This is a genomic window from Neobacillus sp. PVCKKU3, assembly GCF_058323225.1.
In genome coordinates, this window is the sequence record NZ_JBLVQN010000013.1 from 15151 (window position 1) to 39591 (window position 24441).

The following is a 24441-nucleotide window of genomic DNA, read 5'->3' on the forward strand; positions in this document are numbered from 1 at the left end:
AGGTGTGAAATGATGTTTTTTAAGAAAAGTAAAAAAGAAAAAAGTATATTCATCCATAGCCCTTTAAAGGGCGAGCTTATTCCATTAGGAAGTGTTCCGGATCCCGTTTTTTCACAGAAAATGATGGGCGAAGGGCTAGCCTTTATTCCAACGAACGGCGAAGTTTTTTCTCCTGTAAATGGGAAGGTTACACAAGTGTTTCCTACTAAACATGCAATCGGAATGGTAACGGAAGATGGCCTTGAAATGCTATTACATTTAGGGCTTGAAACAGTTGAACTAAAAGGTGAAGGATTTAATATCAAAATTAATGCCGGAGATATAGTTAGTGTTAATGACCACATTGGTACTTTTGATCTTTCCTATATTGAGGAAAAGGGAAAAGAAATCATTTCTGTCCTTGTTTTCCCGAACTTTGAAGAAAAAATCGCTGAAATAATACCGTTAAAATCAGGAGAGGTTAATAATGGAACTGAGATTGCTAAATTAATTTTTAAGTAACAACCAATTTTAATTTGAACTTGCTATAAGCCAGTTCCTTTTTAACAAGTTACAACTGGTTCCAAAAATCTATATAAATCGATACAATGGTATACAAATATCCAGATTATTGAGTATTTCGCTCCTCTAAAAACAAGGTCTTGGTTGAGCCAGTGAACAAGCTGCACGAAACAACTTCCCTTTCGCCATTACCTGTTCTTCCCACAACCGATAAAATTTTGGAGGGATTTTAGTATGAAACATTTTACAGAAGAGGAAAAGATAAAGATTTTATCTGACATAATAGCGATTAAATCTATTAATGAAAACGAAATTGAAGTGGCAAGTTACTTGAAAGATTTATTTGCTGAATATGGCATTGAATCTAAAATTGTTCCAGTTACAGACACTCGCGTTAACTTAGTGGCTGAAATTGGAAGCGGGAGCCCAGTCATTGGTGTTTCTGGTCATATGGATGTCGTTTCTCCTGGTGATGAAAGCGAGTGGACTTCAGATCCGTTCACATTGACAGAAAGGGACGGAAAATTATACGGACGTGGAACAAATGACATGAAAGCAGGTTTAGTAAATCTTGCTTTAGTGATGATTGAACTCAAAGATAATAATGAATTAAAAAATGGTACGTTCCGTTTTATGGCAACGACTGGTGAAGAGGTCGGAGGAGCAGGTTCAAAAAAATTATACGATGAGGGTTATATGGATGATGTAGATTATCTATGGGTAGCTGAACCTTCTCATGACACCATTATTTACTCTCACAAAGGATCGCTTAACTTGCGTGTAATGTCTATTGGTGAAGCAGCACACAGTTCTATGCCTGACCAAGGTTATAACGCGATTAATCCATTGATGGAATATCTATTAGAACTAGACGAAAAATTGAATGGCGATGATCGTAAAAATGAAGTTCTAGATAAATTGGTTATGAGCACAACTATTTTTAATGCAGGGAACCAAGTAAACTCCGTTCCAGAAAAAGCAGTAGCTGAAATAAACGTGCGGACGATTCCAGAATTTGATAACGAAGAAGTGATTGATTTATTCAACACAACAGCGAGCATTTACAATAAAGAAGGCTCTAATATTGATGTTGAAGTGACCATGTCATTACCAAGTGTTTTCACTTCAGGAAAGTCTAAAATGGTTGATCTGGCTAAAGAACTCGGTAAAAAACATTTAAATTTGGAAATTTCCGTTAAAGGTTCGCCAGGGGTAACAGATGCATCAAACTTATTACGAGGTAAAGATGACAACTTCCCATTCATGATGTTTGGTCCAGGCGAAACAAAAATGGCACACAAAACAGATGAATATGTTTACAAGGATTACTACTTTGCATTCTTCGATATCTATAAAGAGTTAATTTTAGGATTATCGAAATAAAAATAGATACTTTACAGAATAAAGAGAGGACAACCGATTTTTGGTAGTCATCTTTTTTTCTTTAAAATAAAGCGTTACAGGGAAAATGGAAAGGAATCATAACAGCCTTTTTACAAAACAGCGGTCATCCCAATAGGGAGGCCGCTTTTTTGATGTTTAAAGAAAGGCAAGTACCAATCATTACCCGTAATTTGTTGATTTTTGGTCGATCTTATTCGAGTCGTGGCAGGTACTTTTTTTATAGTCATTACCATAATTACCATCAATTATCGCTAGGGCTATAATGCATACCATTATCCCTGTATTAGCACTTCTGAAAGATGGTATTTTAAGCAATTTTAAATAGCGAACTAATTATTTATACCTAAAATATCTGAATTTTAGGAATATAACAGAAAGAATATCAATATTGTTTATATTAGTCCAACGAAAAAAATGGCACATCGGTTCATATATTAAACCGCTAATATTCCTGTCTATCTATCAATTATAGAAAATATGTCATTTTAATATCCTAGTAGGTACAACTCCTGATTTTTTGCCTCATTTATATTTAGAAATGGTAGACATACGAAATTGATTGAAAAACTGGAATTAGCTTATTTTAAGTTCTTCAAAATTATATTTAAGGTGGGAAAAGAAATGAGAACAAACAGACAGATTCTACTAAATAGCCGGCCAAAGGGCTTGCCAAGACAGGAAAATTTCAGATTAGTTGAAGTTCCAATACCGTCATTAAAGGATGGAGAGGTTTTAATTCGTTCTTTGTATATATCAGTAGACCCTTATATGAGGGAACGGATGATGGACGTTGAGACTTACGCAGAACCATACCCTTTACATAAGCCCATGATCGGTCATGTGATAGGTGAAATTGTGGAATCAAGAAACGCCGAATATCAAACTGGCAATTTTGTTTTAGGCAGGCTGGATTGGGCAGATTACATTGTCTCCAACGGAACGGATTATCGTAAAGAAAAATTAACCGTACTCAATTCAACAGCTGCTCCTCTCTCATCATATCTTCATATTTTAGGAATGCCGGGTTTAACTGCTTATTTCGGAATGGAGGAAATTGGGAAGCCGGTGGAAGGGGAAACGGTTGTTGTTTCTGGTGCCGCAGGTGCAGTGGGTTCGGTGGTTGGACAAATTGCCAAAATTAAAGGCTGCCGCGTTGTTGGTATTGCAGGATCGGAGGAAAAAGTAAAATTTTTAACAGATGAACTAGGATTTGATGTAGGGATCAATTATAAAACGGCCAATCTTAAAGAGGCGCTGTTAGAAGCTTGCCCTAATGGTGTGGATATTTATTTTGATAATGTCGGAGGTGACACGACAGATACCGTGGTTACTTTCCTAAATAATCAGGCAAGGATTGTCCTTTGCGGCCAAATATCTCTCTACAATCTGGAGGTCCCGCAAGTAGGACCGCGGATTCAGACAGAAATGCTGCATAAACGGGCATTAATGAAAGGTTTTATTGTATCCGATTATGCTTCCAAAAGTCAGGAAGGATTGGATCAACTCTTGAAGTGGTATTCGGAAGGAAGGCTCCATTTCAGGGAAAACATTGTGCATGGTTTGGAAAATACTCCAAATGCCTTTATAGGATTATTCAAAGGAGAAAACATTGGAAAACAATTGGTGAAAGTCTCGGATTAATGTGGTGAAAAAATGAACTGAAGGGATGGGATTAGATGTTTTCTTTAGAGGGGAAGGTAGCTATCGTAACTGGAGGCGGTTCGGGGATTGGTCTAGCAACAGTGAAACGCTTGAATGAAGCGGGAGCGCGGGTGGTAATCGCCGATTTAACCGATCAAACATTATTGGCTGACGAAATTGGCGGATTATTTATTCGCACGAACGTTTCAAATGAAGATGATGTCAGTGAGTTGATGAAAAAAACGCATGAAACATATGGACGATTGGATATTATCATCAATAATGCCGGGGTAGTGACTGAAGCACCTCTCACCGATACAACTACAGAAGATGTTCTTAAGAATTTTAATGTGAACACACTTGGTGTTTTCTTGGGAATGAAGCATGCAATTAAATATATGACTAATGGAGGAGCGATTGTCAATACATCTTCGACAGCCGGATTTCGCGGAGTGGCTAATATGGCTGCCTATGCCGCTTCCAAATGGGCGGTTATCGGGTTAACGAAAGTGGCCGCCATTGAATTTGGCCCGCAAAATGTTCGAGTTAACTGCATTTGCCCAGCTTCAGTCGATACACCACAGCTTGCCAGCCAACAAGGCGGGGAACTTGAGAAGTTAATTGTCAGTACAGGCGCCCCTTTAGGCAGAATCAATAAACCGGAAGATGTCGCTGCTTTGATTCATTTTCTTGTAGCAGATGATTGTCCGATGGTTTCCGGGCAGGCGATTAATATTGATGGAGGGGCAACAGCCGGAAACAGCTTGGGCCTTATCGATGCATTGGTCCGCGGTGTGGCTCAGTAATGAAAAGAATGGACGGGGGAGATGAATTGAAAGAGGAACAGCAAATCTATCCATATATACCTAATACTGCTCCGGAAACAAGGGCGGAAATGATGAAGGAACTCGGCATTCAAGACATCGATCAATTATTTGAAGTGATACCTGAACAGCTAAGAATAAAGGGGCTGTTAAATCTACCGGAACCAATGTCGGATGAATTTACAATAAGAAGACATACGGAAAAATTATTAAATAAAAACATTCACGCAAACGATTATTCCTGTTTCCTAGGAGCGGGATGCGCACCGCACTTTGTGCCGGCAGTGTGTGATGAAATCATCACGCGTGGCGAATTTTCCACGGCCTTTTCCGGTTCCTCAATGTGCAATCATGGGTATTACCAGGCATTGTTTGAATATCAAAGCCTAATGGGGGATTTATTGGAAATGGATGTGGTCGGTTCACCGGTGTTCGATCATACGATTGCCATTGGTCATGCGTTAAGAATCGCAGTACGGGTCACGGAACGCCGTCAGGTTATTTTACCGAAAAGTATGAACCAGGATACTCTATTATCCGTTCGAAACTATCTGAGGGGAACAGACGAAGACTTTGCTGAAATCATTTTAGTAGACTTTGAGCCTGAAACAGGTTTGATTGATATGGATGACCTTAGAGAAAAAATGTCCGCGAATGTTGCGGCTGTTCTCATTGAGAATCCATCCTTCTTTGGTCTGATCGAAACCCAAGCTAAAGAAATTGGCGGCTTAACACGAAAATTCGGGGCAGAGTTTATCGTCTCTGTAGATCCGATTTCACTTGGGGTAATGGAACCGCCTGTCAACTACGGTGCAAGTATCGTTGTTGGTGAATTGCATCCATTGGGACTACATATGTCCGCTGGAGGCGGTACTGCTGGATTTATCGCACTTCCTGATGATAATAGGTATCTCGGCAAATATAAAGATTTTATTTATTCTATTTGTGAAACCGTTTCCGAAGGGGAGTATGGATTTTTTGCAGCTAATTATTTGAATTCTTCCTATGGTTCTCGTGACAAGGGAAATGACTTCACGGGGACAGGAGCTGCCCTCCATGGAATCGCGGCAGGAGTCTACCTGTCGATTATGGGACCAAAAGGGATGCAAGAGGTCGGGGACACAATCATGAAAAAAGCTCAATATGCTTCGCAAAGAATAAAAGATATTCCTGGAGTGGAATGTGTATTTTCGAGTCCGTCCTTTAAAGAATTTGTCGTCAAATTTAACAAGACGGGCATGAAGGTTGCGGAAATCAATAAACAACTTTTAAAAGCGAAAATTTTTGGCGGGAAAGATTTGTCACAGGATTTTCCTGAATTAGGTCAAAGTGCCCTTTACTGTGTCACAGAGGTCCATTCAAAGGAAGAGATTGATCATTTGGTTGAAGCTCTCCATGAAATTTGTGTAGGGAAGGAGTGAATTTGGGTGCCTAAACTTAGAAATTTCCACGAAGCAAGATGGGATGAGGAACTGATTCATGAACTAAGTGTACCTGGAGAAAGAGGTGTACTTGTTCCGAAACTTGAACCCGAGGCAGGGCAGCTGCCGGGTACAGACGTATTGGGAAATCTACTTCGAAAAAAAGCCCCCAAGCTACCCGAGGTAAACCAAATGCGGGTTGTCAGGCACTATTTGCGCCTTTCACAGGAAATGCTGGCAGTAGATACTTCAATTGCCTCCACTTTCGGAACGGCAACGATGAAATACAATCCAAAAGTCCAGGAACATCTGGCAAGCCGGCACCCAGGAATTACAGAAATCCACCCGTATCAGGATTCCGATACCATTCAAGGACTGCTTGAAATTTACTTTAAAACGGAACAATACTTGAAGGAGATTTCCGGAATGGACGGTGTCAGCTTACAGCCAGGGGCAGGTGTTGTTTCCTTGTTCGCAGGTGCTTCCATCATTCGCGAGTATCATCAATCAAGAGGTGAGCATCATCGAAATGAAATTATTACCTCGATGTTGTCACACCCTGCTGATGCAGCTGCACCAGCCACCGCAGGGTTCAAGGTCATTAACATACTTCCAAATGAGAATGGACTTCCTGAATTGGAAGCTTTAAAGGCTGCAATCACTGATCGTACTGCCGGTTTAATCATCACCAACCCGGAAGACTCAGGAATTTTTAATGGAAAAATAGCTGAATTTACAAAAGTCGTCCACGATGCAGGCGGCCTATGCTTTTACGATCAGGCCAATGCGAACGCCCTGCTCGGAATTTCAAGGGCAAAAGAAGCCGGTTTTGATCTTTGTTTTTTTAACTTTCACAAAACCTTTTCCGCCTCCAAGGGGGGATTCGGGCCAGGAGGGTCTGCGTTAGCTGTTCGAGAATTTTTAATTCCATTTCTCCCGGTTCCACGAGTGGAATTTGATGGGACGAAATATTTTTTACAGACAAACGCCCCAAACAGCATTGGAAAAGTGCGTTCATTTTTTGGAAATGCACCTGCCGTCATTAAAGCGTATATGTGGATTCGGCAGCTTGGCGCAGAAGGATTAAGAGAAGTGGCAAGAACCGCAGTTTTAAATAGTAATTACTTGCAAAAACAAATCGAAAAAATTCCTGGTGTCGTCATTTATTACAATGAAAAGCGGCGAATGGAACAGGTGCGTTACAGCTGGGAAAAACTGAAACAGGATACAGGCATTGGCACGGTTCAAATCTTGCATCGGATGATGGACTTTGGCATCCCTGATTATTATCCATCCCATACTCCATGGATTGTTCCTGAGCCTTTCACCATTGAGCCGACTGAAAGCTATAATAAAACGGATTTAGATGAGGTCGTAGCAGTTCTGAGCCAATGCGCCAAAGAAGCCTATGAGGCACCAGAAATTTATGAAAATGAACCTCCTTTTAACTGTGCAACCCACAAAATAAATGCCAAAGGAAATATAAAATACAAAAAAACAGAAGAGCAGAACATTGTCTCCACCTATCGGAAATATCTTCGGATAAAAAATTCTGTGAAATCGGAAATCAGCCATGATTAAAAAACTGGGGGTTATTGTCAACCCGATTGCCGGCATTGGCGGAAGTGTTGGGTTGAAAGGCAGCGATGGGGAGGATATGGTAAATAAAGCTCAATCAATGGGCGGCAAGTCCCTTGCTTCTGAACGTACGCTTCAGGCATTAAACATCATCAGCGAAATACAAGAGCATATTCAGGTTTTTACCTATCCTCTGAACATGGGGGAAACTGAATTACGATTGGCTGGGTTTGACCCGATTATCATCGGCTCCCTCACAAAGAATAAAACGACTGCAGAGGATACCATCGCGGCGGCAAAGAAGATGTCAGATTTAGGTGTCGATTTAATATTATTCGCCGGTGGTGACGGCACGACGCGAAATATTTACACGGCTGTGGGGGGTGGAATCCCGGTTCTGGGTATACCGGCTGGAGTGAAAATACATTCTTCCGTATTTGCCAATCATCCGCAAAGTGCCGGGAAGCTGGCTGTACAGTATCTTAGTGGGGGGATTGCTAATTTACAAGAATCAGAGGTCATGGATATCGATGAATCAGCCTTTAGAGACGGCCGGGTCAGCACGAAACTGTATGGCTATTTAAAAGTTCCGCAAGATAAACAGCTGCTTCAAAATGTGAAATCAGGGGGATATTCCACTGAGGCTAGTATTCGAGGCATCGCTTCAGAAATTGTCGCAACTATGAACGAAGATACCATCTATATTATCGGCCCAGGAACAACAACAAGAGCGATTATGGAGGAACTGGGATTAGAAAATACATTACTGGGTGTGGATATTGTAAAAAATAAGCAGCTAATCGCCAGTGATGTCAGTGAACAACAATTATGGACAGTACTTCAAAACCAGAAAGCAAAATTGATTATAACCGTCATCGGCGGTCAGGGACATATATTTGGCAGGGGAAATCAACAGCTTAGTCCAAGAATCCTTTGGAAACTGGGAAAAGAAAATATCATCGTTGTTGCAACCAAGGAAAAACTGCTCTCGGTTCCATCCTACCGTCTATTGGTAGATACGGGTGATCCACAACTTGATGAGCATTTGTCCGGATTTATGAGGGTGCATACGAATTATGGAGAATATACTGTCTGCCATGTAAGTATATGAGATAAAAAGGCAGTAAGGGGGGAAGAACGAATGAGTGATGTTCACCTTAGTTTAAAAGACACTACAAAATTTTATAAAAATTTTAAAGCGGTCGATGGTGTCAATCTTGACGTGAAGAGTGGCGAATTCTTAACGATTTTGGGACCATCTGGCTCGGGGAAAACCACCTTGCTCAAGCTAATTGCCGGATTTGAAGATTTGAGTGAAGGGAACATCTATTTAAATGGGCAAACCATTTCCAAGAAAAAAGCTTATGAACGAAACATCGGGATGCTCTTTCAAAATTATGCTCTTTTTCCCCATATGACTGTAGCTCAAAATGTTGCCTATCCCTTGAAAGTACGGAAATTGAGGAAACAAGATATAAACGAAAAGGTAAAAAATATCCTTTCTCTTGTGCACCTGGAGGAATTTGCGGACCGTTACCCCCATCAATTGAGCGGCGGCCAGCAGCAACGTGTCGCACTTGCCCGTGCCATCGTATTTAATCCTCCGCTTTTATTATTGGATGAACCATTGGGAGCTTTGGATAAAAACCTAAGAAAGACGATGCAATTGGAAATAAAACTCCTCCAAAAAAAGACTGGAATTACAACTATTACAGTTACCCATGACCAAGAAGAGGCATTGACGATGTCCGACCGCGTCTGCATCATGAGCAATGGCCGAATTGAACAAGTCTCCACTCCCAAGAATATCTACCAACAACCCGTGAATAAATTTGTCGCCGAATTTATTGGTGAAATTAATCTGTTAAAAGGGCAAATAACCAACATCAAAGACAATTTGGCAACGGTTCAGCTTCTCCATGATTCCAGTCTTTGTTTCCAGGCAAGAGATGCGACAAATATCCAGGGAAAAGACGTATTCCTAGCTATTCGCCCGGAAAACCTCCATCCTATCCAGGCAAACGAAGAGTTTGATAATGTGTTGAAAGTAATCGTTCAGGAATTGATTTTTGTCGGAGAAACGCTAAAGGTGAAAACCCTTACATGTTTTGATCAGGAAATAACTATGAATTTAAATAGTCGGTTCCTGGAAGAGATACAACCGGGGGATGAACTGCTGATTGGCTGGAATATCAAGGAGTCAGTCTTAATTCCAGTAGAAGACACTGAGGAATAAAGATAAAAAATAAGGGGGAGATAGGAATGTTTAAGTCAAAAAAGATTAGTTTGCTATTGATATCCATGGTATTTGCTCTAATCTTGGCGGCATGCAGTAACTCAAAAGAATCTAGCAGTTCGTCCTCTGGTAAATCGAAATCACCAGAGGAACTTGTGGTTGTAGATTATGGCGGTGCAGGTTCAGAGGCAGCGAAAAAAGCAATCTATCAACCTTTCGAAAAAAAATATAATGTAAAAATTACCGTAGTTTCCCCTTCTGACCGAGGAAAACTTGAAGCTATGGTTAAAAATGGCAGAGTTACATGGGATGTGTTCATGGAAGACTCTTTTTATGCTCTTTATGCCGGGAAAAAAGGCCTTTTGGAAAAAATGGACTTTAGCAAGATAAATACAGATGGCATTTATCCACAAATGGTGAATGATTATTCGGTAGGGTTTCAGATTATTTACCACAATATGGCCTATAACTCTAAAGTATTAAGCGAAGATAACCATCCGAAATCATGGGCGGATTTTTATGATACAAAAAAATTCCCTGGTCCACGCGCCCTATGGAAAGGAATCGAGGCAACTCTTGAAGGGGCACTTATGGCTGATGGTGTAGCCCCTGATAAATTGTATCCACTCGATTTGGACCGGGCATTCAAAAAACTTGATACGATTAAAAAAGATGTAAGTGTTTGGATAGAATCGCCTTCACAGGCACCGCAGCTATTAGATGCAAAAGAAGTAACGGTTGCCCAAGCGTTTAGTGGACGCGTTGACCTGGCGAAGAAAGACGGATTACCAGTCGAGAATGAATATAACCAAGCAGTAGAATGGTACAATGCCTGGATGATTCCTAAGGGAGCACCACATAAGGATTTAGCAATGAAATTCATTAACTTTGCCGCATCTCCTGAGGTACAGGCAGATTACACATCGATCATCTCTTATGCCCCTGCAAATGAAAAGGCTATTGATCTCTTACCAGAAGATCGGAAAGCCCTTTATAAACGTTTGGCTGAAAATAAAACGATTGTAAAATCCGATATTAAATATTTATCTGAGCATTTTGAGGAAATGAACAAACGATTTAATGAATGGTTGCTCAAATAATAAGCAGAAGATTCATAAAGGGAGGTAAATGAGTGCAAAAATTGTATTATGAGGAGGTACCCAGACGGGTACCTTTTTCGAAATATGTCGTGTCGATGCCGGGAATGAAATGGCTGCTAGTCATCATTCCACTGTTTTATTTAACCATTTTACTGTATTTTTCAATTTTAGGTATCCTAAAATTCAGTTTTTATGATGATCAAGGTTTTACTCTGAAATATTTACAAGAAGTTTTTACACAGCCGATTTATTTAAAAGTACTCTGGATCACACTTAAAACAGCCTTGCTGGTTACAGGAATCACCTTGTTGATTGGCTATCCCATTGCGTATTTATTAACTAAATTACGATCGAATAAATGGAAAAGATTAATTTTGGGAATTGTCATCATTTCATTATGGATAAGCTTGCTAGCCAGGACCTTTTCATGGGTGGTTGTCTTACAAAAATATGGGGTGGTCAATAACTTCTTAATGGACATCGGGATTATTGATGAACCTATTAAAATACTATATAACTTTACTGCTGTCGTGATTGGGATGAGCCATATCCTGCTTCCTTTTATGGTATTGAATCTTTATCCGGTTATGGAGGGAATCGATCTTCAACTAGTAAAAGCCAGTGAAAGTTTGGGAGCCCGCCCCATCAAGGCGTTTTGGGAAGTCTTTTTTCCGTTGTCCTTACCTGGAGTCATATCCGGCTGTATCATTGTATTTGTAAACAGCCTGGGATATTTTATTACACCTGCGTTACTGGGGAGTTCAGGTAATATGATGCTGGCCCAGTTAATTGAAATCAATATTAACAAAACGTTTAATTGGAATTTGGCTGCCACGCTTTCCTTTCTAATGCTTGTGGCAACCTTTCTGTTTCTTTACATTGGCTATCTAACTACAAGATTTTTTCCATTTTTAAAAGGGGAGAAATAATCATGTGGCTCAAAGTATTGGTTACCATTCTATTACTGTTTATCGTCACTCCGATTCTAATGTTAATTCCAGTATCCTTTAATAGCGGGGCCGCCTTTAAATTTCCGCCAGAAGGATTTTCAACAAGGTGGTACGAAGTCCTGCTTAATAATCCTCAATGGCTCGATGTGACACAACGCAGTCTCACAGTAGCCATTTTAACGGCTATATTATCCACGATATTGGGTGTTATGGCAGCTGTAGCAGCAAATTATTTGAACTTTTGGGGAAAGAAACTATTTATCAATTTGATTATGGCACCGATGACAATTCCGGCAATTATTATTGCGATTGCCTTGTTTTTTTCCTTTTCAAACTACAAACTTACCGATTCCATTCTAGGGCTTGTGATGGGGCATTCGGTGCTGGCCATTCCATTCGTATTTATAACCGTTTCTGCAAGTCTCAAAGGGGTTGATAAAAATTTAAATTTGGCTGCCCAAAGTTTGGGCTCCACACCAGTTGGCGCTTTTTTTAAAATTACTTTACCCATTATTCGTTCGGCGATCATGGCGGGATTTATCTTTGCTTTTGTAATCTCACTCGATGAATTAGTAGTAAGTATTTTCCTTTCGGGTCCATCAACGAAAACCCTACCGATATTGATGTGGGAAAACTTTACGACTCAGTTAACACCAACAATTGCTGCTATTTCTTCGATATTAGTGGTCGGCATCATCGCTGTATTCCTATTGTTCCCAAAATTAATTCAAATCAGTGCGAAACAAAAGAGCTAACTCATTTATTTACAAAGGGGGAAGTGGAATGGTGCTACCTTTAGAGGATCTTAAAGTATTGGAACTGGCCAGAACACTTGCAGGTCCGGTTGCTGGACAATTGCTGGGAGAGAATACGGATGAAATAGTAGGGTCTTTAGGATTTGCAGCTAAAGATATTTTGAGCTTACGCGAAGAAGGTATCATCTAAAGTAAGTTTATACAACAACAAGAAAGGGGGATGATTTTTTACATGAATAATAGCATCCTTAAAGCATTAACCTTATTGGACTACTTTCTAGAGAAGCCTGAAATATCTTTAACCGAATTAACAAATATGTCCGGTATGTCGAAAGCAACTGTTTTCCGCTTTATATCAACTCTTGAAGAGTGCCATTTATTATCAAAAACAATTTATTCCAAACACGATGTCCGGTACAAATTAGGTTTAAAGTTTTTAGATTATGCTGCACATGTTCAGGAAAATTTAGAATTTAGGAAACTATCATTACCTCATATGAGAAGGTTAAATGATGAAATAAACGAAACCGTTCACTTAGCCATAAGGGATGGACTTGAAGCTGTTTATATTGAAAAAATTGATAGTAGAAAGCATTTAAGAATTGTAAGTAAGGTTGGCAGAAGATGTCCTTTATATGCCAGTTCCGGTCCCAAATTATTATTGGCATTTTTAGAAAAGGAAGAAATGTACAAAGTGATAAACCAAATGACGTTTGAAAAGTTTACACCTAATACCCTCACCGATAAAGAAGAATTACTAAAGGAATTGGAAAAAATAAAAAGAGAGGGATATTCAACAAGTGATTCCGAAAGATATCCCGAAACAAAAGGATTCTCCTATCCAATACTAGATTACAATAATAAAGTGATTGCTGCATTGGGAGTCAGCGTTCCTTCGATGTATTTATCTAAAGAGCAAGAACAAATTATCATGGAGAAATTAAAAGTTTCTGCTAGCAAGATTTCTGAAGAATTAGGGTGTAAATTAGTAGGGGTTAGTCCCTAGCTGCACTAAAATATGTAGAATTATTGTTGAGGTAGATATAGTTAACTAGTATGATTCTGAATAATGGGTGCCTGCCCGTAACGTGGAATAGCATAATATACCGGTGTCAGGTACCTTTAATGTTATAACAGGACAGTGATTGTGCTTAAGAAAGAAAAAACGGTTTTCAACCATTCATAAAGCAATTGAATTATAGAAGGGAGCTTTCCCGGAATTAAAGGAAAGCAATATTCAAATAGCAGCTACCATTTCATTAGACGTAATTATTGACAGCTGTTAGCAAATAAATTGCTAAAACACTACTGTCTAATTTTGGTATATAATTAATACAAATATACCTGTTAAGAGGTGGATAACGTATGGCATTAGTAAATAAGCTGGAACCAATTAGTAGAAATGCAAAAGTTCATGATGAAGTGGAAGCTTCTTATAATGTGGTACGTGAAGCTGGAAAAACATATGTCCAGATAAATACATATGGTTCTATGGAAAGAAAATATAAAGGTGGTGTAAGTCAAACTCTTCAACTAAGCGAGGAAGCAATTAACCAATTGCATGAAATAATTAAAAAGGGATTCTAAAAAGTGCCAGTTACAACCCGTAATTTGTCGAATTCTTTTCGACGTAGTTCGGGTGGTGACTGGTTCTTTTTCTTATGGGGCTGGACAAACGATTGCCGAAATGAGGGCGAAAACGAGAAAGCTGATGAATCAATTTCCCGGCAAGAAACCCATCCTGTTTATCGATTACTTAACACTGATCCAATCTAGTCAATCGTACGGAGGGAATTCCCACCAACAAGTAACGGATATTTCCAAATCTCTTAAGACGATGGCGTAGGATTTTGATTGCACGGTCGTCTGTTTAGCTCAGCTCAATCGTTCGGTGGAATCAAGGGCCAATAAACGGCCGATGATGTCTGATATTCGGGAATCGGGAAGTGTGGAGCAGGATGCTGATGTCATTTTGTTCCTATACCGCTAAGCCTATTATGACAAGAATTCTCAGAATCACTCCCTTGAAATCATTGTCTCGAAAAACTGAAATGGCCAAGTTGGAACCATCGCCGTAAATTAAAACGAGTATACGGGAGCGATTGATGACCAAAAGGAACAGAGCCAAGTCCTTGTATAGCTTTTCGGGCAGTCATTAAGAACGAAGCCCGCGGACTATATTATTAAAATAATGAGGTGTAATCAGATGTTGGTGAGAGAAATTTACGAAGATGCGGGCAAAAATTTAGGAAGTCTTTATACCACTTGATTTTCAATTCGACACCAATTCCATTCGACTGGGGAGAGGCGGATATTATTCTACAGAGTCGCACACAACTTATTTAACTCTTCTGCATTCAGATGCAAGTTATGTCTCAATTAATAAGAAGTGTATTGCGCACCCTCTACAGATCTTTTTGTTTTCTATATAAAAATTAAAGTTTTGGTCTTAACCTTCATTTTTCTCTTCATCAATCGACCAATCCCATATTGGTCTTTCTTTAAAATCTTCAGGAGTAAATTCTGAAAACTAGATTGCATTAACTTATTAATACTAGCTCCTTATATTATTTAATGTGAATTTTGTGGTAAAATGTAGAAAAATGTAAAATCTATTTAATTTTTATGGGGAGGCAAAAAAATTGATTGTTAACATTGATGGTTATAAAATGATCTTTTTTCTTGAAAACTTGTTGAGGGAATATATTAAGTTTTATGCACAGAAGGAAGATATCGCAAAAAATGTGATGGAAATTTTAAAAGAGGTAGCTTTAAATAACGGAGAAGATCAAGTAGATGATTTAGGAGTTCTTTTAAAATATGCTAATATTGGTGAACTGGTTGATTTTATTAAAAGTAAGGCTTTTAAACAAAAAAAATCCAATAATGTAAGTACAATAAATATTTCATTGCTTATAAAACATAGAAATAATATTATGCATTCTAGAGCCATTACATACGATGAGATGGAACAAATAACTAAAATAAGTAATAAATTTATTACTGCATTAGATGATAATTCTATTGAAACAAAATGGAATAACTTTTTATCTAACGATATTAATGAGTTTAGTATACCTAGGGTATATATCGAATATCCTATTGGAAAAAATTTCGATAGATTAGTTGGACGAAAACAAGAGCTGAAGGATTTAAAGTTGGAAATAACTAGACCAACTCCAGTTTCTATTGTTGGGCATGGCGGACTTGGAAAAACAGCATTAGTACTTCAATTAATTGAAGACTATGCATACTCACCAGATCAACCCTTTAATAAAATTTACTTTATGAGTTTTAAAAATACTATATTTGAAAATGGATCAATTCGGAGGTTTGAAAAGTCCATAAATAATCACAAAGATTTAATATATAGATTGGCTTCTTTTATGGAGATTGAGATAAAAGAAAAGGATTATACCGAAATTCACGATTTAGTATGGCAAGAGATTTTTTCTACAAAATCTTTACTAATACTAGATAATTTAGAGACGGAGATTGTAAAGAGTAATTTACATGAGTTTACTGAGATAGCACAGAAGTTTATAAATAATTTTACTAAGCCATCAAGATTAATTATAACTAGCCGTTATGGTTTAGGAGACAGGGAAGCAAAACTTCCTTTATTCCAATTTGATTTAGATAAAACTAAGGATCTAATGAACAGTTACCTAACAAAGGAATTAATAAGTGAAAAGAAAATTATAGAGGAAGATTGGGATTGGATACAAAGATATACTAGTGGTAATCCTGGATTAATAATAGCATTTTGTAATACATTAAAATCGACTAGAAAGAGATTATTAGATTTAAGAGTAGAATATGATACAAAGTATACATCTGAATCTAGACAGCTCCATGATCAACTTGAAGAGTTTTTAGTATTCTGTTTTGAGAATACGATAGAGAGTATGACAGTAGAGACACAGATGTTCTTATCAATTTTGTGCTATATCTGTTCTGAAGCTAATATTTCCGAAATTAATGAAGAGGTCCTTACTTATTTAAGGGATGAAGTAGGGCTAAAAAAGTTAGGCGAACAAAATTTAAGATCTCAAATTTTAACTAATATTGGATTCTTGCAGCCAATACCATCTTCAGACAGATATTATGTAAATGAATTATTTATTCAGTATTTAGATGGAAATTTTTCATCAGAAGTTTTTAATGTTTTTAAATTAAGGGATTCTGAATGGTACTCTAAGTTGGAGGAGCTCAAGAACCATATTAATGAATTACAATTTCACGAAGAAGTTTCTTTAGGAAAATTACTATCAGAACTTTATCTTTCTTTATATAAAAAACAAGGCGATAAAATGTATTTAATTAAGGCTTTCTTTTGTGAACCTAATTTGGATAAATTAATAAAGATTTATAGTTTTTCCAATGACACCGAAATTATTAATAATTTTTCATTATTAGAAAAGGTGCAAAAAGAGTTAAAAGATCAACGAGAAAAAGGTAAACAAGAAAGAATAATTACTTTATTATTAAGGGCTTTATTAGATATAAATACAAAAATATTAAGTGGAAAAATAAATAAACTACGGCAAAGAGACCTATTAAAGTATTATGAACAGTTAGAAAAAAGAGTTCCAATTTTGCTAAGGGGAGATGTAAATATCTCTATTAAAAAGAGCGCTTGCTATCTCTTAACTAATTTAAAAGAATACGAAAAGGTTAATAAGTTTACTTCAGGAGATCCTGAATTAATCTCCCAAAGGTTTAATTCATTAATTAAACAAGTAGGTGACCTTTCAGGGAACAGAACAACAGAATGTTTAGCTTATATAAATCAGTGTAGGGATATACTCAGAAATTACCCTACAAAAATTTCTAGTTCATTAAAAGGTCAATTTATGCTATATTCCTCTAGGTATTTCAAAAAGGATGAACCGTTAGAAGCACTTAAATTACTGGATAATTATGAAGAATATTTTGAATCTGATAATATACAGCTATTTGTGTTTACTTTGGAATCTTTACTAATTAGAATTGAGTGTCTTATTAGGACCGGAGGAGCATTCGAGAAGATAAAGATATATAAGGAAAGATTTGATAAGTATTCTGCAATGCCTCAGTATAATAAGATTTTTAAAACAAAAAGGGATAGTATCGAGCAAAATTATAATAATCTTAAACAAGAAATAATTCGATATCAAAGACTTGTAGTAAAATAATTCTAACTAAATAGTCGAGGAAGAGGGCTGTCAATATATTGATGGTCCTTTCTGTTTTATATAATACTTATCGACTTTTTGTAGACTTAAAAGTAATACAATAATAAAAAGATGATTGAAAATTGTTTAAGTAGTTGGAACGTAAGCCCGAACTATAAAAAATAAGCGCACCTTTCCGGTGCGAATTACAAATAGCCGTAAATCCTGATTTTTTTAATCAAAAATACGGCTTATTTCATTTATTTACTTCATTCTGCCTGGGTTATTTTTGACCAGGGCATGTATTGCTCTAAAATTCAGGGTTTTGATGGATTTTGAGATTCGGTAGTTCTTTCAAAAGTTTCTTTATATATTCATAGAAATCAACGCCGTTACTTTTGGCGGTTTCTGCGATACACAAACAGATGGCATTCGCTTTTGCGCCGGCTTCACTGTTAATGGTTAAAGCTAAAAATAAACAGAAATAATCTTTAAAGAAGGTATCTAAAACTCCCCAGTATTAGATACTTCTTTTTTTGGCTTTACAAGGCCAACTAACACAATTCCTAAATTAACCGGTGTATCTGATGGTGCAAACTCAGAAAAATCTCTAACTATACATGTTACATCCGAAACTAAGCTTAATAGATCAAGTAATTGTATACTCGTTCCCCCACCTCCATTCCTAAAGACAGGGATGCCACCACCAAAAGACCTTCGTGTTGCAACTCTTATTATAGTGTCTCGAATAAAAAGTTTCAAAGGAAACTGAAAGAGAATAATTTCGACACATAAATAATTATCTCTATCTATGATTTTAGCATAATCATGGTCCCAGCGAATAAGTTCTTTGTCGGTGGAAGTACGGTGGGATTTGGCCATGTTGTCTAAGCTTTATGTTAGCGATATATTTCTAGAAAAAAGAATTCAAGAAAATTTTATGTAACAAAATACATAAAAAGTTACTTCCATTTTCTTGAAATAAGAATGGGGTTAAGGGGTGTCAAAACGTCAATCAAAGAAAAGAGTTGATGGAATTGATGCTTCTTTAGTTGCTCGTAAAGAAACCATGTGATTATGGATGATATAAATAAAACGGTATGGATGAATTAATTAGTGATATTTACCGATAATTACATCTTTGGTATGATTTGGTGTGAGGAGTGATACAATGGATATTTTTTATGATGTTAAGGGTAACTTCCAGTGGGCTTCGATAGCGGCTGGAGTAGCATTTTTAGCAAGTATTATTTCATTAACTGGAGTAATCATTAATGCTAGAGTCTTAAAAAATAACAACGAAAAAACTATTAAGCAGCATGAACAAGTAAGTGAAAAATCACTAGCGTTACAAAGGGAACTAAACGAAAAAACTTTTAAGGGAAACATAGTGGCAACCTCTAGAATAGAGTGGATTCAAGAAGCGAGAAAGTTAAGTGTTTCCTTTATATCATCATTTTATAATTTGAACAAGCATATTAAAGAGCTTCAAACTGAAGATTTTTTTAATGAACCAGACCACAAAAAAAGAATTGAAAAAATTGTAAAAAACCAAAAATTAACTGATTTAATAAATACTTTGAAAGAAAGAGGAACATTATTGATTCTTTATTTCGGACCTGACAAAAGTGGAAATAATGAGTTTATTAATTATATGGTTACTCTCATCACAGATAGAGCTGACGGTTTAGGAAAAAATTATGATGAAGAATCTTTTATCAAGCAAGAAGAGAATATCCATTTTTTTATAGATTTTTTAAGAATATATTTTAAGGCTGAATGGAAAAGAGCGAATGGTGAAATAAAAGATAACAAAGTTCAAGATTATCTTGAAACTCATGAAATTTACAATCATATAGCTGAAATTTATTCTTCAGGTTTTAATTCGCATAATGAAAATGTTGAGTCCTTTTATGCAATGAAAAAATTAAAGGAGTTAAGAAGAACCTAGCATGTTAAATAGCATGCTATTTAACATGCAATGAAAGGCGGTGAGAATTTGGGATTAAGAGCTAGATTTACAAATTTCTTAATCCAGAAAAATGAAAAGCGTGGCTAGTTTGAAGATATATTTAACAACACTGTCCACTATGGTGGCCGGTATCGCCTTACTGGTGGCATGACGCGAGTGGTTTCACTGAAAAATTTGTCCTATTCCGACTCTAATGGAGATTAAGATTTCCTCCACTAATAAAAATTGTTAAGGGGAATTTTTTTGGTAATATTTTAGTGTCAGTAGTTAAAGACCTTTAAATTATAAGAATTACGAATGTATCTGTGGAGATTTGAAGTAACCTGAAAATAAAGTTAGAAATATCAAGATAAATATTTCAGTAAAATGATGACTAATGGCTTAGCATTTAAATGAGTTAATAATTGAAAATGAAGCATAAAAAAATGGTAAAATAGTTTCGTGGACTATTTTACCATTTTTATTTTTCGGAATAGTATTTTATTAATTTTTTTTATAAAGGAAGTATATGTTAGTAATAAACTAGTATATTAAGTACTAATTGTTGGAGGAAGTTCTATGGTTTCAATAATTGATGGTCTTAGTAAAGATAAGGAATTGATGAGTTTTTATAAGTCCTTTCAGAGTATACAAAAGTTCTTGTTTAATGATGAAGAAAATATAGATATTATTGAGCTAGAAAATGTAATAGCTTTTATGAAAGCAGGGACAAAGAATAGAAGAAAAAAGAACTTCAAAGAGTATTTTACATACATAGATACAAATAAAACTAAAATACTGATTGATATTTTGCAAAAGTTAAAGGGTGCGGTTGAGTTTAATGAACAACAATCAGTGAATGTGTTGAAAAATGAGTTAATTGAACAAGGAATGCTTGTTTTTATTCAAAAATATTTAGAGTATTTTTCTAATAGAAATGTAAATACTTCTGTAAAAGTCAATATAAATAACGGAAGAATAGAAGACGTTAATGGACTGCAAGAGTATTTTATTTGGCTTAATAATAGTGTTGGAGATTTAAAAAATGAACTGTTAGTTGCGTATCAAAATAGATCCTTAAACAGTGAATTGGTCGGTAAGTTTGTCAGTGAATTCAAAAAGTATCTTAATGGTAGATTATTATTGAAAATAATAAGCGTAGATGCTAGGCAAATTGTTGGTATTCCTATTCATTTAAAAAAAGATGGATATGATACTTTACCCCATCCTTTTCTAGAAGCTGAATGGGAGTTATCACGCCCAGTCGACACATTAAAAAATAGGGACCGTATTAAGGTAGGGGATATTGTAGCAGCTTATTTCACTGATATTAAAAATGAGCATTATATGCAAAAATTGTTGTACGTTGATTTTGATGGAGCAGAAATAATTCCCCAAACTTTAAATTTAGTCCTTTCAGAATATGTCGATAGTGAATATATTGAACAAGCATATGAAGTCTTTGGAATAGAAAATAAAGATGATGAAAAAATCAAAGCTATAATAACAAAAAAATTGCTAGATACAGGTAATGAAATAAGCCGAATATTATTAGATGAAGTGGATAAGCTGCAAAAAAATAGAGATCTCATTAAGGAAAAAAGTGAAGCATTACTAAGAGAAGAAAAAGAATTGGAAGGGAAGCGTAAGGAATGGCATAAAATATTAAAAAGAATAGATGATATGATTAGTATAGAAGAGGATACAAGATTAATTGCAGATACTTTCGAAAAGATTGAATATCTACCAGAACAATTTATCTCCAATATACAATCATTGCTTTTTCATAACGATGAGCAACAATTAATATATAAGGAAGGACTAATAAAGAGTTTTGTCTATTCTTTGCAGGCAAATATTTTAACTTTATTAGCTGGCCCATCAGGAACAGGTAAGTCAAGTATAGTTCAAGCTTTCGGAAGAGCAGTTGAAAATGTGGAAGTTCGTATGATTCCAGTGCAATCTAGCTGGACTGATGCACAAGATTTACTTGGCTACTTCCATCCAACGGATAAAGCTTTCGTTCCTACGCCTTTTATGGAGGCTATGGCAGAAGCTGCAATGGAGGAAAATAAATCAAAACTATTTCTGATTTGTTTAGATGAAATGAACTTAGCTCATATTGAATACTATTTTTCAGAAATATTAAGCGCACGTGAAGAAAAAACGCCATCGGTTCGTTTGTATCCGAGAAGGTATTGGGAAATTGCGAGACATACCTTAAACAATGATAATGCAACAATTGAACAACAAAAAAGTGCTGAGGAATTAATAAAACTATATCCACCTATATTTAAAATACCAGAAAATGTTCGTTTTATTGGAACCCTAAATATGGATCATACTGTAAAACCTATCAGTCCGAAAGTAATTGATAGAAGTTTTATTATTGAAATTAATCATTTAAAGCCTCAAGAAAAAGAAGAGATTAAAGAAAAACTTCAATTATTAACTGGAAAAGTTGAAATGGACTATGAAAAGTTTAAGTTATCCATTCTAGATGAGCCAAGTGTTGGTGATGCAGTTGAAAATATCCAAGAAATTTCCCAGTTATTCGAAGAATATCCTAATGCATCCTTAAATAGTCGTGGTTATAAGCATATTCGTCATTTCTTAACATTTGCTAAAAATGAGCAAGAAATAAATGAGATAATAGACTATATCATTTTAGGGAAAATTCTACCTAGGATTGAAATTAAAAAAATGGAGTTCGAAAGAATTTCAGGGAGTGTGCTACAAAAATTATCATCTTACCCACTATCTCATGAAAAATTCGAAAGTATGTTAAATACCAAACATACAGTCAAGTTTTGGTAGGTGATGGTTAAGTTGAAACTTTTTGACATAATTATCGAAAAAAATGGATTAGCAATCTATGATGAACTTCAGTTTGACGGCAAAGAGTACTTTACTTGTGAATATAACAAGATTAGGAAAAGAATGACCCAAATCGGTGTGGCGATGGAAGGGGCAAATCGAGTTATTGTTAAACAGTTTGATGCAGAAGTTGCCCGATTAATATTAGATGACCAATCTAATATTTGGTATCATGGGCGAAAAGAGTGGATAGAAGATGGTTTTATCCAAACAACTGATAGTATTTTTGGTATAAATGCAGGTGGCAGCTTTGACGTTGTCGCCTATGATGAATATAAGAATGAGATAAAGAAAGTAACAGTAAATATTACTCCCGGAACCATGCCTATTGAAGAATATCAACAAATGCAGCAAGAAGTTAGACGCCTATTTGAAGTGTTTTCATATGATCTTACCAAATCCGATTATAATGAGGAAAATTATTTAAGAAGGATACAATTGCCTTTTTATCCACAACAACAATTTCAAGAACTCCTTAGTCAATTTTTAGATTGCTTTAATGAAATTTCAAAGATGCCCGAACAAGAATTGATTCAATTGGAAAAGAAAATAAGTCTGCATCAAGTAAAAAGGTGGACTCCTTCTATTATTATTGAGAATGAACTCAAACAAAAAGGAAAAGTCACTGCGTCAATAAGTGAAAAGACTATGGATATAAAAGAGCACCGAATGATCCGGTTTATGGTAGAAGAATTTCAGCAGCGAATTAATATGGAGTTAACAGCTGAACAAAAATATTTGAGATCGCTACAGAATGAGCTTCAACAATTAGAGGAAGTTGAACAGATGGAGCAGTTCACTTCCCTACAATCAAACTTTCGTAAGCTTATAGAAATCGTGAAGTCTGACTGTGAGAAGTTAAAACATAGAATCGCTGTTTGGGAAAAAATGAATATAAAAATTGATGATCTAATGAATCAGTCTTTATTACAATTTGAATCTCAAATATTAGAAGAAACCCATCTTTTTAGAATGCATCCTCTTTATAGTGAAATCTATTCTATTTATATTGAATATGAGGATCTATCACCTGTTTTAATGGACACGTTTCGTATCTTTATTCAGTCAATGTTAAAGTCACCAACACTTTATGAAATATGGATTTTATTAAAAATCATTGAGCAACTAAGTCAGTGGGGCGTAAACCCCTATGAATTTATCCAAGATGTGCAAGAAAAGTTCCTAAATCAAAAGACTATTAGCGGTTATAAGAAACAGTTTAAATTAAAAAACAGACCATTTGATATTGCGCTTTATTATGACTTCACTTTTAGTGAAACAGGATATAGACCAGATTTTGTTATTGGATTCCTTAACCATTCTAATAAAAATTGGTACATGCATACATTAGATGCAAAATATAAAAGTTATAGTATGATGAAAAAAAGTGAACAGAAAGTACTAAAAGATTTAGAACGTTCAGGAACAAGATATTTAAATGAACTATTTGTGAATAATCCAAGAGTATTTCTAAATTCTGCTACTTTAGTACATACAGATGTTAATTCAGTAAACTGGAATGTAAAGCATCCATCGGTTAATCCAAATCGTCTGCAACATTGGTTAGCTCATTTTTATTTTACACCTAATAAAAGTACGAATTTGGGAATTTACTTAAAGAGACTGTTGCACGAAAGTAGTAATTTTGAATATTGCTGTCCTAAATGTGGGAAAAAAATAGATGGTATTAGGGAAGAAAAAGACCCTTATGGAAATAAACTAAGATGGAAAACAACATATATTTGTGAAGAATGTGATGAAATTTGGGTTGCTAATTTTTGTAGTTCTTGTTCATATAATAACAGAGGATTAAGAAATAAAATAATTCAGGGGAGAAATTACAGATATCCAAGACCTCTGTTTAAATACCCAGCCTTTAATTTTAATTTACAGGTTGAAGATAACTGGGATGTGCATTGTCCAACGTGCGATAAAACGGCTAACCATAGGATAAACTTTATTACAAAAGAGGATATACTTAAAGGAACAATTATATTAGGTAAAACCCCATGAATAAGTGCCTTTTGTTTTTTTATTATTGATAGGT

At 35.9% G+C, this 24441-nt stretch carries 18 protein-coding genes and 3 pseudogenes; 19 read left to right on the plus strand and 2 right to left on the minus strand.

What is annotated here, in order from left to right; translation table 11 throughout:
* Nucleotides 1-12 precede the first annotated feature (12 nt).
* The 16 genes and pseudogenes from ACNQGS_RS10775 to ACNQGS_RS10850 all read left to right on the plus strand — a co-directional run bounded on the left by ACNQGS_RS10775 (nucleotide 13) and on the right by ACNQGS_RS10850 (nucleotide 17587).
* Nucleotides 13-501 carry a PTS sugar transporter subunit IIA gene (locus ACNQGS_RS10775; RefSeq protein ID WP_491487288.1) on the plus strand — a complete coding sequence of 163 codons (489 nt, stop codon included), beginning with the start codon at nucleotides 13-15 and terminating at the stop codon, nucleotides 499-501.
* A gap of 234 nt (nucleotides 502-735) precedes the next feature.
* The gene (locus tag ACNQGS_RS10780) at nucleotides 736-1884 is read left to right on the plus strand and encodes an ArgE/DapE family deacylase (protein WP_491487289.1); all 1149 of its coding nucleotides are present in this window, start codon (nucleotides 736-738) and stop codon (nucleotides 1882-1884) included.
* Nucleotides 1885-2526: 642 nt separating this feature from the next.
* Entirely contained in the window at nucleotides 2527-3546 is a 1020-nt protein-coding gene (locus tag ACNQGS_RS10785; protein WP_491487290.1) for an NADP-dependent oxidoreductase, read from the plus strand.
* A gap of 35 nt (nucleotides 3547-3581) precedes the next feature.
* Nucleotides 3582-4352, plus strand: a complete 771-nt coding sequence (locus ACNQGS_RS10790; protein ID WP_491487291.1) for an SDR family NAD(P)-dependent oxidoreductase — start codon at nucleotides 3582-3584, stop codon at nucleotides 4350-4352.
* On the plus strand, nucleotides 4352-5791 hold the full coding sequence (gene gcvPA, locus ACNQGS_RS10795) for an aminomethyl-transferring glycine dehydrogenase subunit GcvPA (RefSeq protein WP_491487292.1): 1440 nt from the start codon (nucleotides 4352-4354) through the stop codon (nucleotides 5789-5791). Before ACNQGS_RS10790 ends, gcvPA begins: the two co-directional genes overlap by 1 nt.
* Nucleotides 5792-5797: 6 nt before the next feature.
* Nucleotides 5798-7372 carry an aminomethyl-transferring glycine dehydrogenase subunit GcvPB gene (gene gcvPB, locus ACNQGS_RS10800; protein ID WP_491487293.1) on the plus strand — a complete coding sequence of 525 codons (1575 nt, stop codon included), beginning with the start codon at nucleotides 5798-5800 and terminating at the stop codon, nucleotides 7370-7372.
* Complete coding sequence (locus tag ACNQGS_RS10805) at nucleotides 7365-8480, plus strand: ATP-NAD kinase family protein (RefSeq protein ID WP_491487294.1); 1116 nt, start codon at nucleotides 7365-7367, stop codon at nucleotides 8478-8480. The genes gcvPB and ACNQGS_RS10805 overlap by 8 nt, the downstream gene beginning before the upstream one ends.
* A gap of 30 nt (nucleotides 8481-8510) precedes the next feature.
* Nucleotides 8511-9605, plus strand: coding sequence for an ABC transporter ATP-binding protein (locus ACNQGS_RS10810; protein ID WP_491487295.1), 1095 nt, complete (start codon nucleotides 8511-8513; stop codon nucleotides 9603-9605).
* A 26-nt stretch (nucleotides 9606-9631) separates the two neighbouring features.
* Complete coding sequence (locus ACNQGS_RS10815; RefSeq protein ID WP_491487296.1) at nucleotides 9632-10705, plus strand: ABC transporter substrate-binding protein; 1074 nt, start codon at nucleotides 9632-9634, stop codon at nucleotides 10703-10705.
* Between the two features lie 32 nt (nucleotides 10706-10737).
* Entirely contained in the window at nucleotides 10738-11634 is an 897-nt protein-coding gene (locus ACNQGS_RS10820; protein WP_491487297.1) for an ABC transporter permease, read from the plus strand.
* Between the two features lie 2 nt (nucleotides 11635-11636).
* Nucleotides 11637-12410, plus strand: coding sequence for an ABC transporter permease (locus ACNQGS_RS10825; RefSeq protein ID WP_491487298.1), 774 nt, complete (start codon nucleotides 11637-11639; stop codon nucleotides 12408-12410).
* A gap of 28 nt (nucleotides 12411-12438) precedes the next feature.
* The gene (locus ACNQGS_RS10830) at nucleotides 12439-12600 is read left to right on the plus strand and encodes a hypothetical protein (RefSeq protein ID WP_491487299.1); all 162 of its coding nucleotides are present in this window, start codon (nucleotides 12439-12441) and stop codon (nucleotides 12598-12600) included.
* Between the two features lie 42 nt (nucleotides 12601-12642).
* Nucleotides 12643-13416 (plus strand): IclR family transcriptional regulator, encoded by a 774-nt coding sequence (locus ACNQGS_RS10835; RefSeq protein ID WP_491487300.1) that lies wholly within the window; start codon nucleotides 12643-12645, stop codon nucleotides 13414-13416.
* Between the two features lie 359 nt (nucleotides 13417-13775).
* A complete protein-coding gene (locus ACNQGS_RS10840; protein WP_491487301.1) occupies nucleotides 13776-13997 on the plus strand; it encodes a hypothetical protein in 222 nt (73 codons plus the stop codon).
* A 55-nt stretch (nucleotides 13998-14052) separates the two neighbouring features.
* Nucleotides 14053-14400 (plus strand): annotated as a pseudogene (locus ACNQGS_RS10845) (DnaB-like helicase C-terminal domain-containing protein).
* Nucleotides 14401-15052: 652 nt separating this feature from the next.
* Nucleotides 15053-17587 (plus strand): NACHT domain-containing protein, encoded by a 2535-nt coding sequence (locus tag ACNQGS_RS10850; RefSeq protein WP_491487302.1) that lies wholly within the window; start codon nucleotides 15053-15055, stop codon nucleotides 17585-17587.
* Between the two features lie 248 nt (nucleotides 17588-17835).
* Here the strand turns inward: ACNQGS_RS10850 and ACNQGS_RS10855 are convergent.
* Nucleotides 17836-18020, minus strand: a pseudogene (locus tag ACNQGS_RS10855) (transposase domain-containing protein); the annotation flags it as partial.
* Nucleotides 18021-18370: 350 nt separating this feature from the next.
* Nucleotides 18371-18451, minus strand: a pseudogene (locus ACNQGS_RS10860) (hypothetical protein); the annotation flags it as partial.
* Nucleotides 18452-18737: 286 nt separating this feature from the next.
* On the opposite strand from ACNQGS_RS10860, the gene ACNQGS_RS10865 reads away from it, so the two are divergent.
* From ACNQGS_RS10865 to ACNQGS_RS10875, 3 genes are all read left to right on the plus strand, one after another.
* Entirely contained in the window at nucleotides 18738-19517 is a 780-nt protein-coding gene (locus ACNQGS_RS10865) for a hypothetical protein (RefSeq protein WP_491487303.1), read from the plus strand.
* A gap of 579 nt (nucleotides 19518-20096) precedes the next feature.
* Nucleotides 20097-22334: an AAA family ATPase gene (locus ACNQGS_RS10870; RefSeq protein WP_491487304.1), complete on the plus strand. Its 2238-nt coding sequence runs from the start codon at nucleotides 20097-20099 to the stop codon at nucleotides 22332-22334.
* Nucleotides 22335-22346: 12 nt separating this feature from the next.
* Nucleotides 22347-24407 (plus strand): nuclease domain-containing protein, encoded by a 2061-nt coding sequence (locus tag ACNQGS_RS10875; protein ID WP_491487305.1) that lies wholly within the window; start codon nucleotides 22347-22349, stop codon nucleotides 24405-24407.
* The last annotated feature ends 34 nt before the right edge of the window (nucleotides 24408-24441 follow it).

Coding starts and splice junctions, on each gene's coding strand:
- ACNQGS_RS10775 (WP_491487288.1), top strand. CDS start 13: ATGTTTTTTAAGAAAAGTAAAAAAGAAAAAAGTATATTCATCCATAGC.
- ACNQGS_RS10780 (WP_491487289.1), top strand. CDS start 736: ATGAAACATTTTACAGAAGAGGAAAAGATAAAGATTTTATCTGACATA.
- ACNQGS_RS10785 (WP_491487290.1), top strand. CDS start 2,527: ATGAGAACAAACAGACAGATTCTACTAAATAGCCGGCCAAAGGGCTTG.
- ACNQGS_RS10790 (WP_491487291.1), top strand. CDS start 3,582: ATGTTTTCTTTAGAGGGGAAGGTAGCTATCGTAACTGGAGGCGGTTCG.
- gcvPA (WP_491487292.1), top strand. CDS start 4,352: ATGAAAAGAATGGACGGGGGAGATGAATTGAAAGAGGAACAGCAAATC.
- ACNQGS_RS10805 (WP_491487294.1), top strand. CDS start 7,365: ATGATTAAAAAACTGGGGGTTATTGTCAACCCGATTGCCGGCATTGGC.
- ACNQGS_RS10810 (WP_491487295.1), top strand. CDS start 8,511: ATGAGTGATGTTCACCTTAGTTTAAAAGACACTACAAAATTTTATAAA.
- ACNQGS_RS10815 (WP_491487296.1), top strand. CDS start 9,632: ATGTTTAAGTCAAAAAAGATTAGTTTGCTATTGATATCCATGGTATTT.
- ACNQGS_RS10825 (WP_491487298.1), top strand. CDS start 11,637: ATGTGGCTCAAAGTATTGGTTACCATTCTATTACTGTTTATCGTCACT.
- ACNQGS_RS10830 (WP_491487299.1), top strand. CDS start 12,439: ATGGTGCTACCTTTAGAGGATCTTAAAGTATTGGAACTGGCCAGAACA.
- ACNQGS_RS10835 (WP_491487300.1), top strand. CDS start 12,643: ATGAATAATAGCATCCTTAAAGCATTAACCTTATTGGACTACTTTCTA.
- ACNQGS_RS10840 (WP_491487301.1), top strand. CDS start 13,776: ATGGCATTAGTAAATAAGCTGGAACCAATTAGTAGAAATGCAAAAGTT.
- ACNQGS_RS10865 (WP_491487303.1), top strand. CDS start 18,738: ATGGATATTTTTTATGATGTTAAGGGTAACTTCCAGTGGGCTTCGATA.
- ACNQGS_RS10870 (WP_491487304.1), top strand. CDS start 20,097: ATGGTTTCAATAATTGATGGTCTTAGTAAAGATAAGGAATTGATGAGT.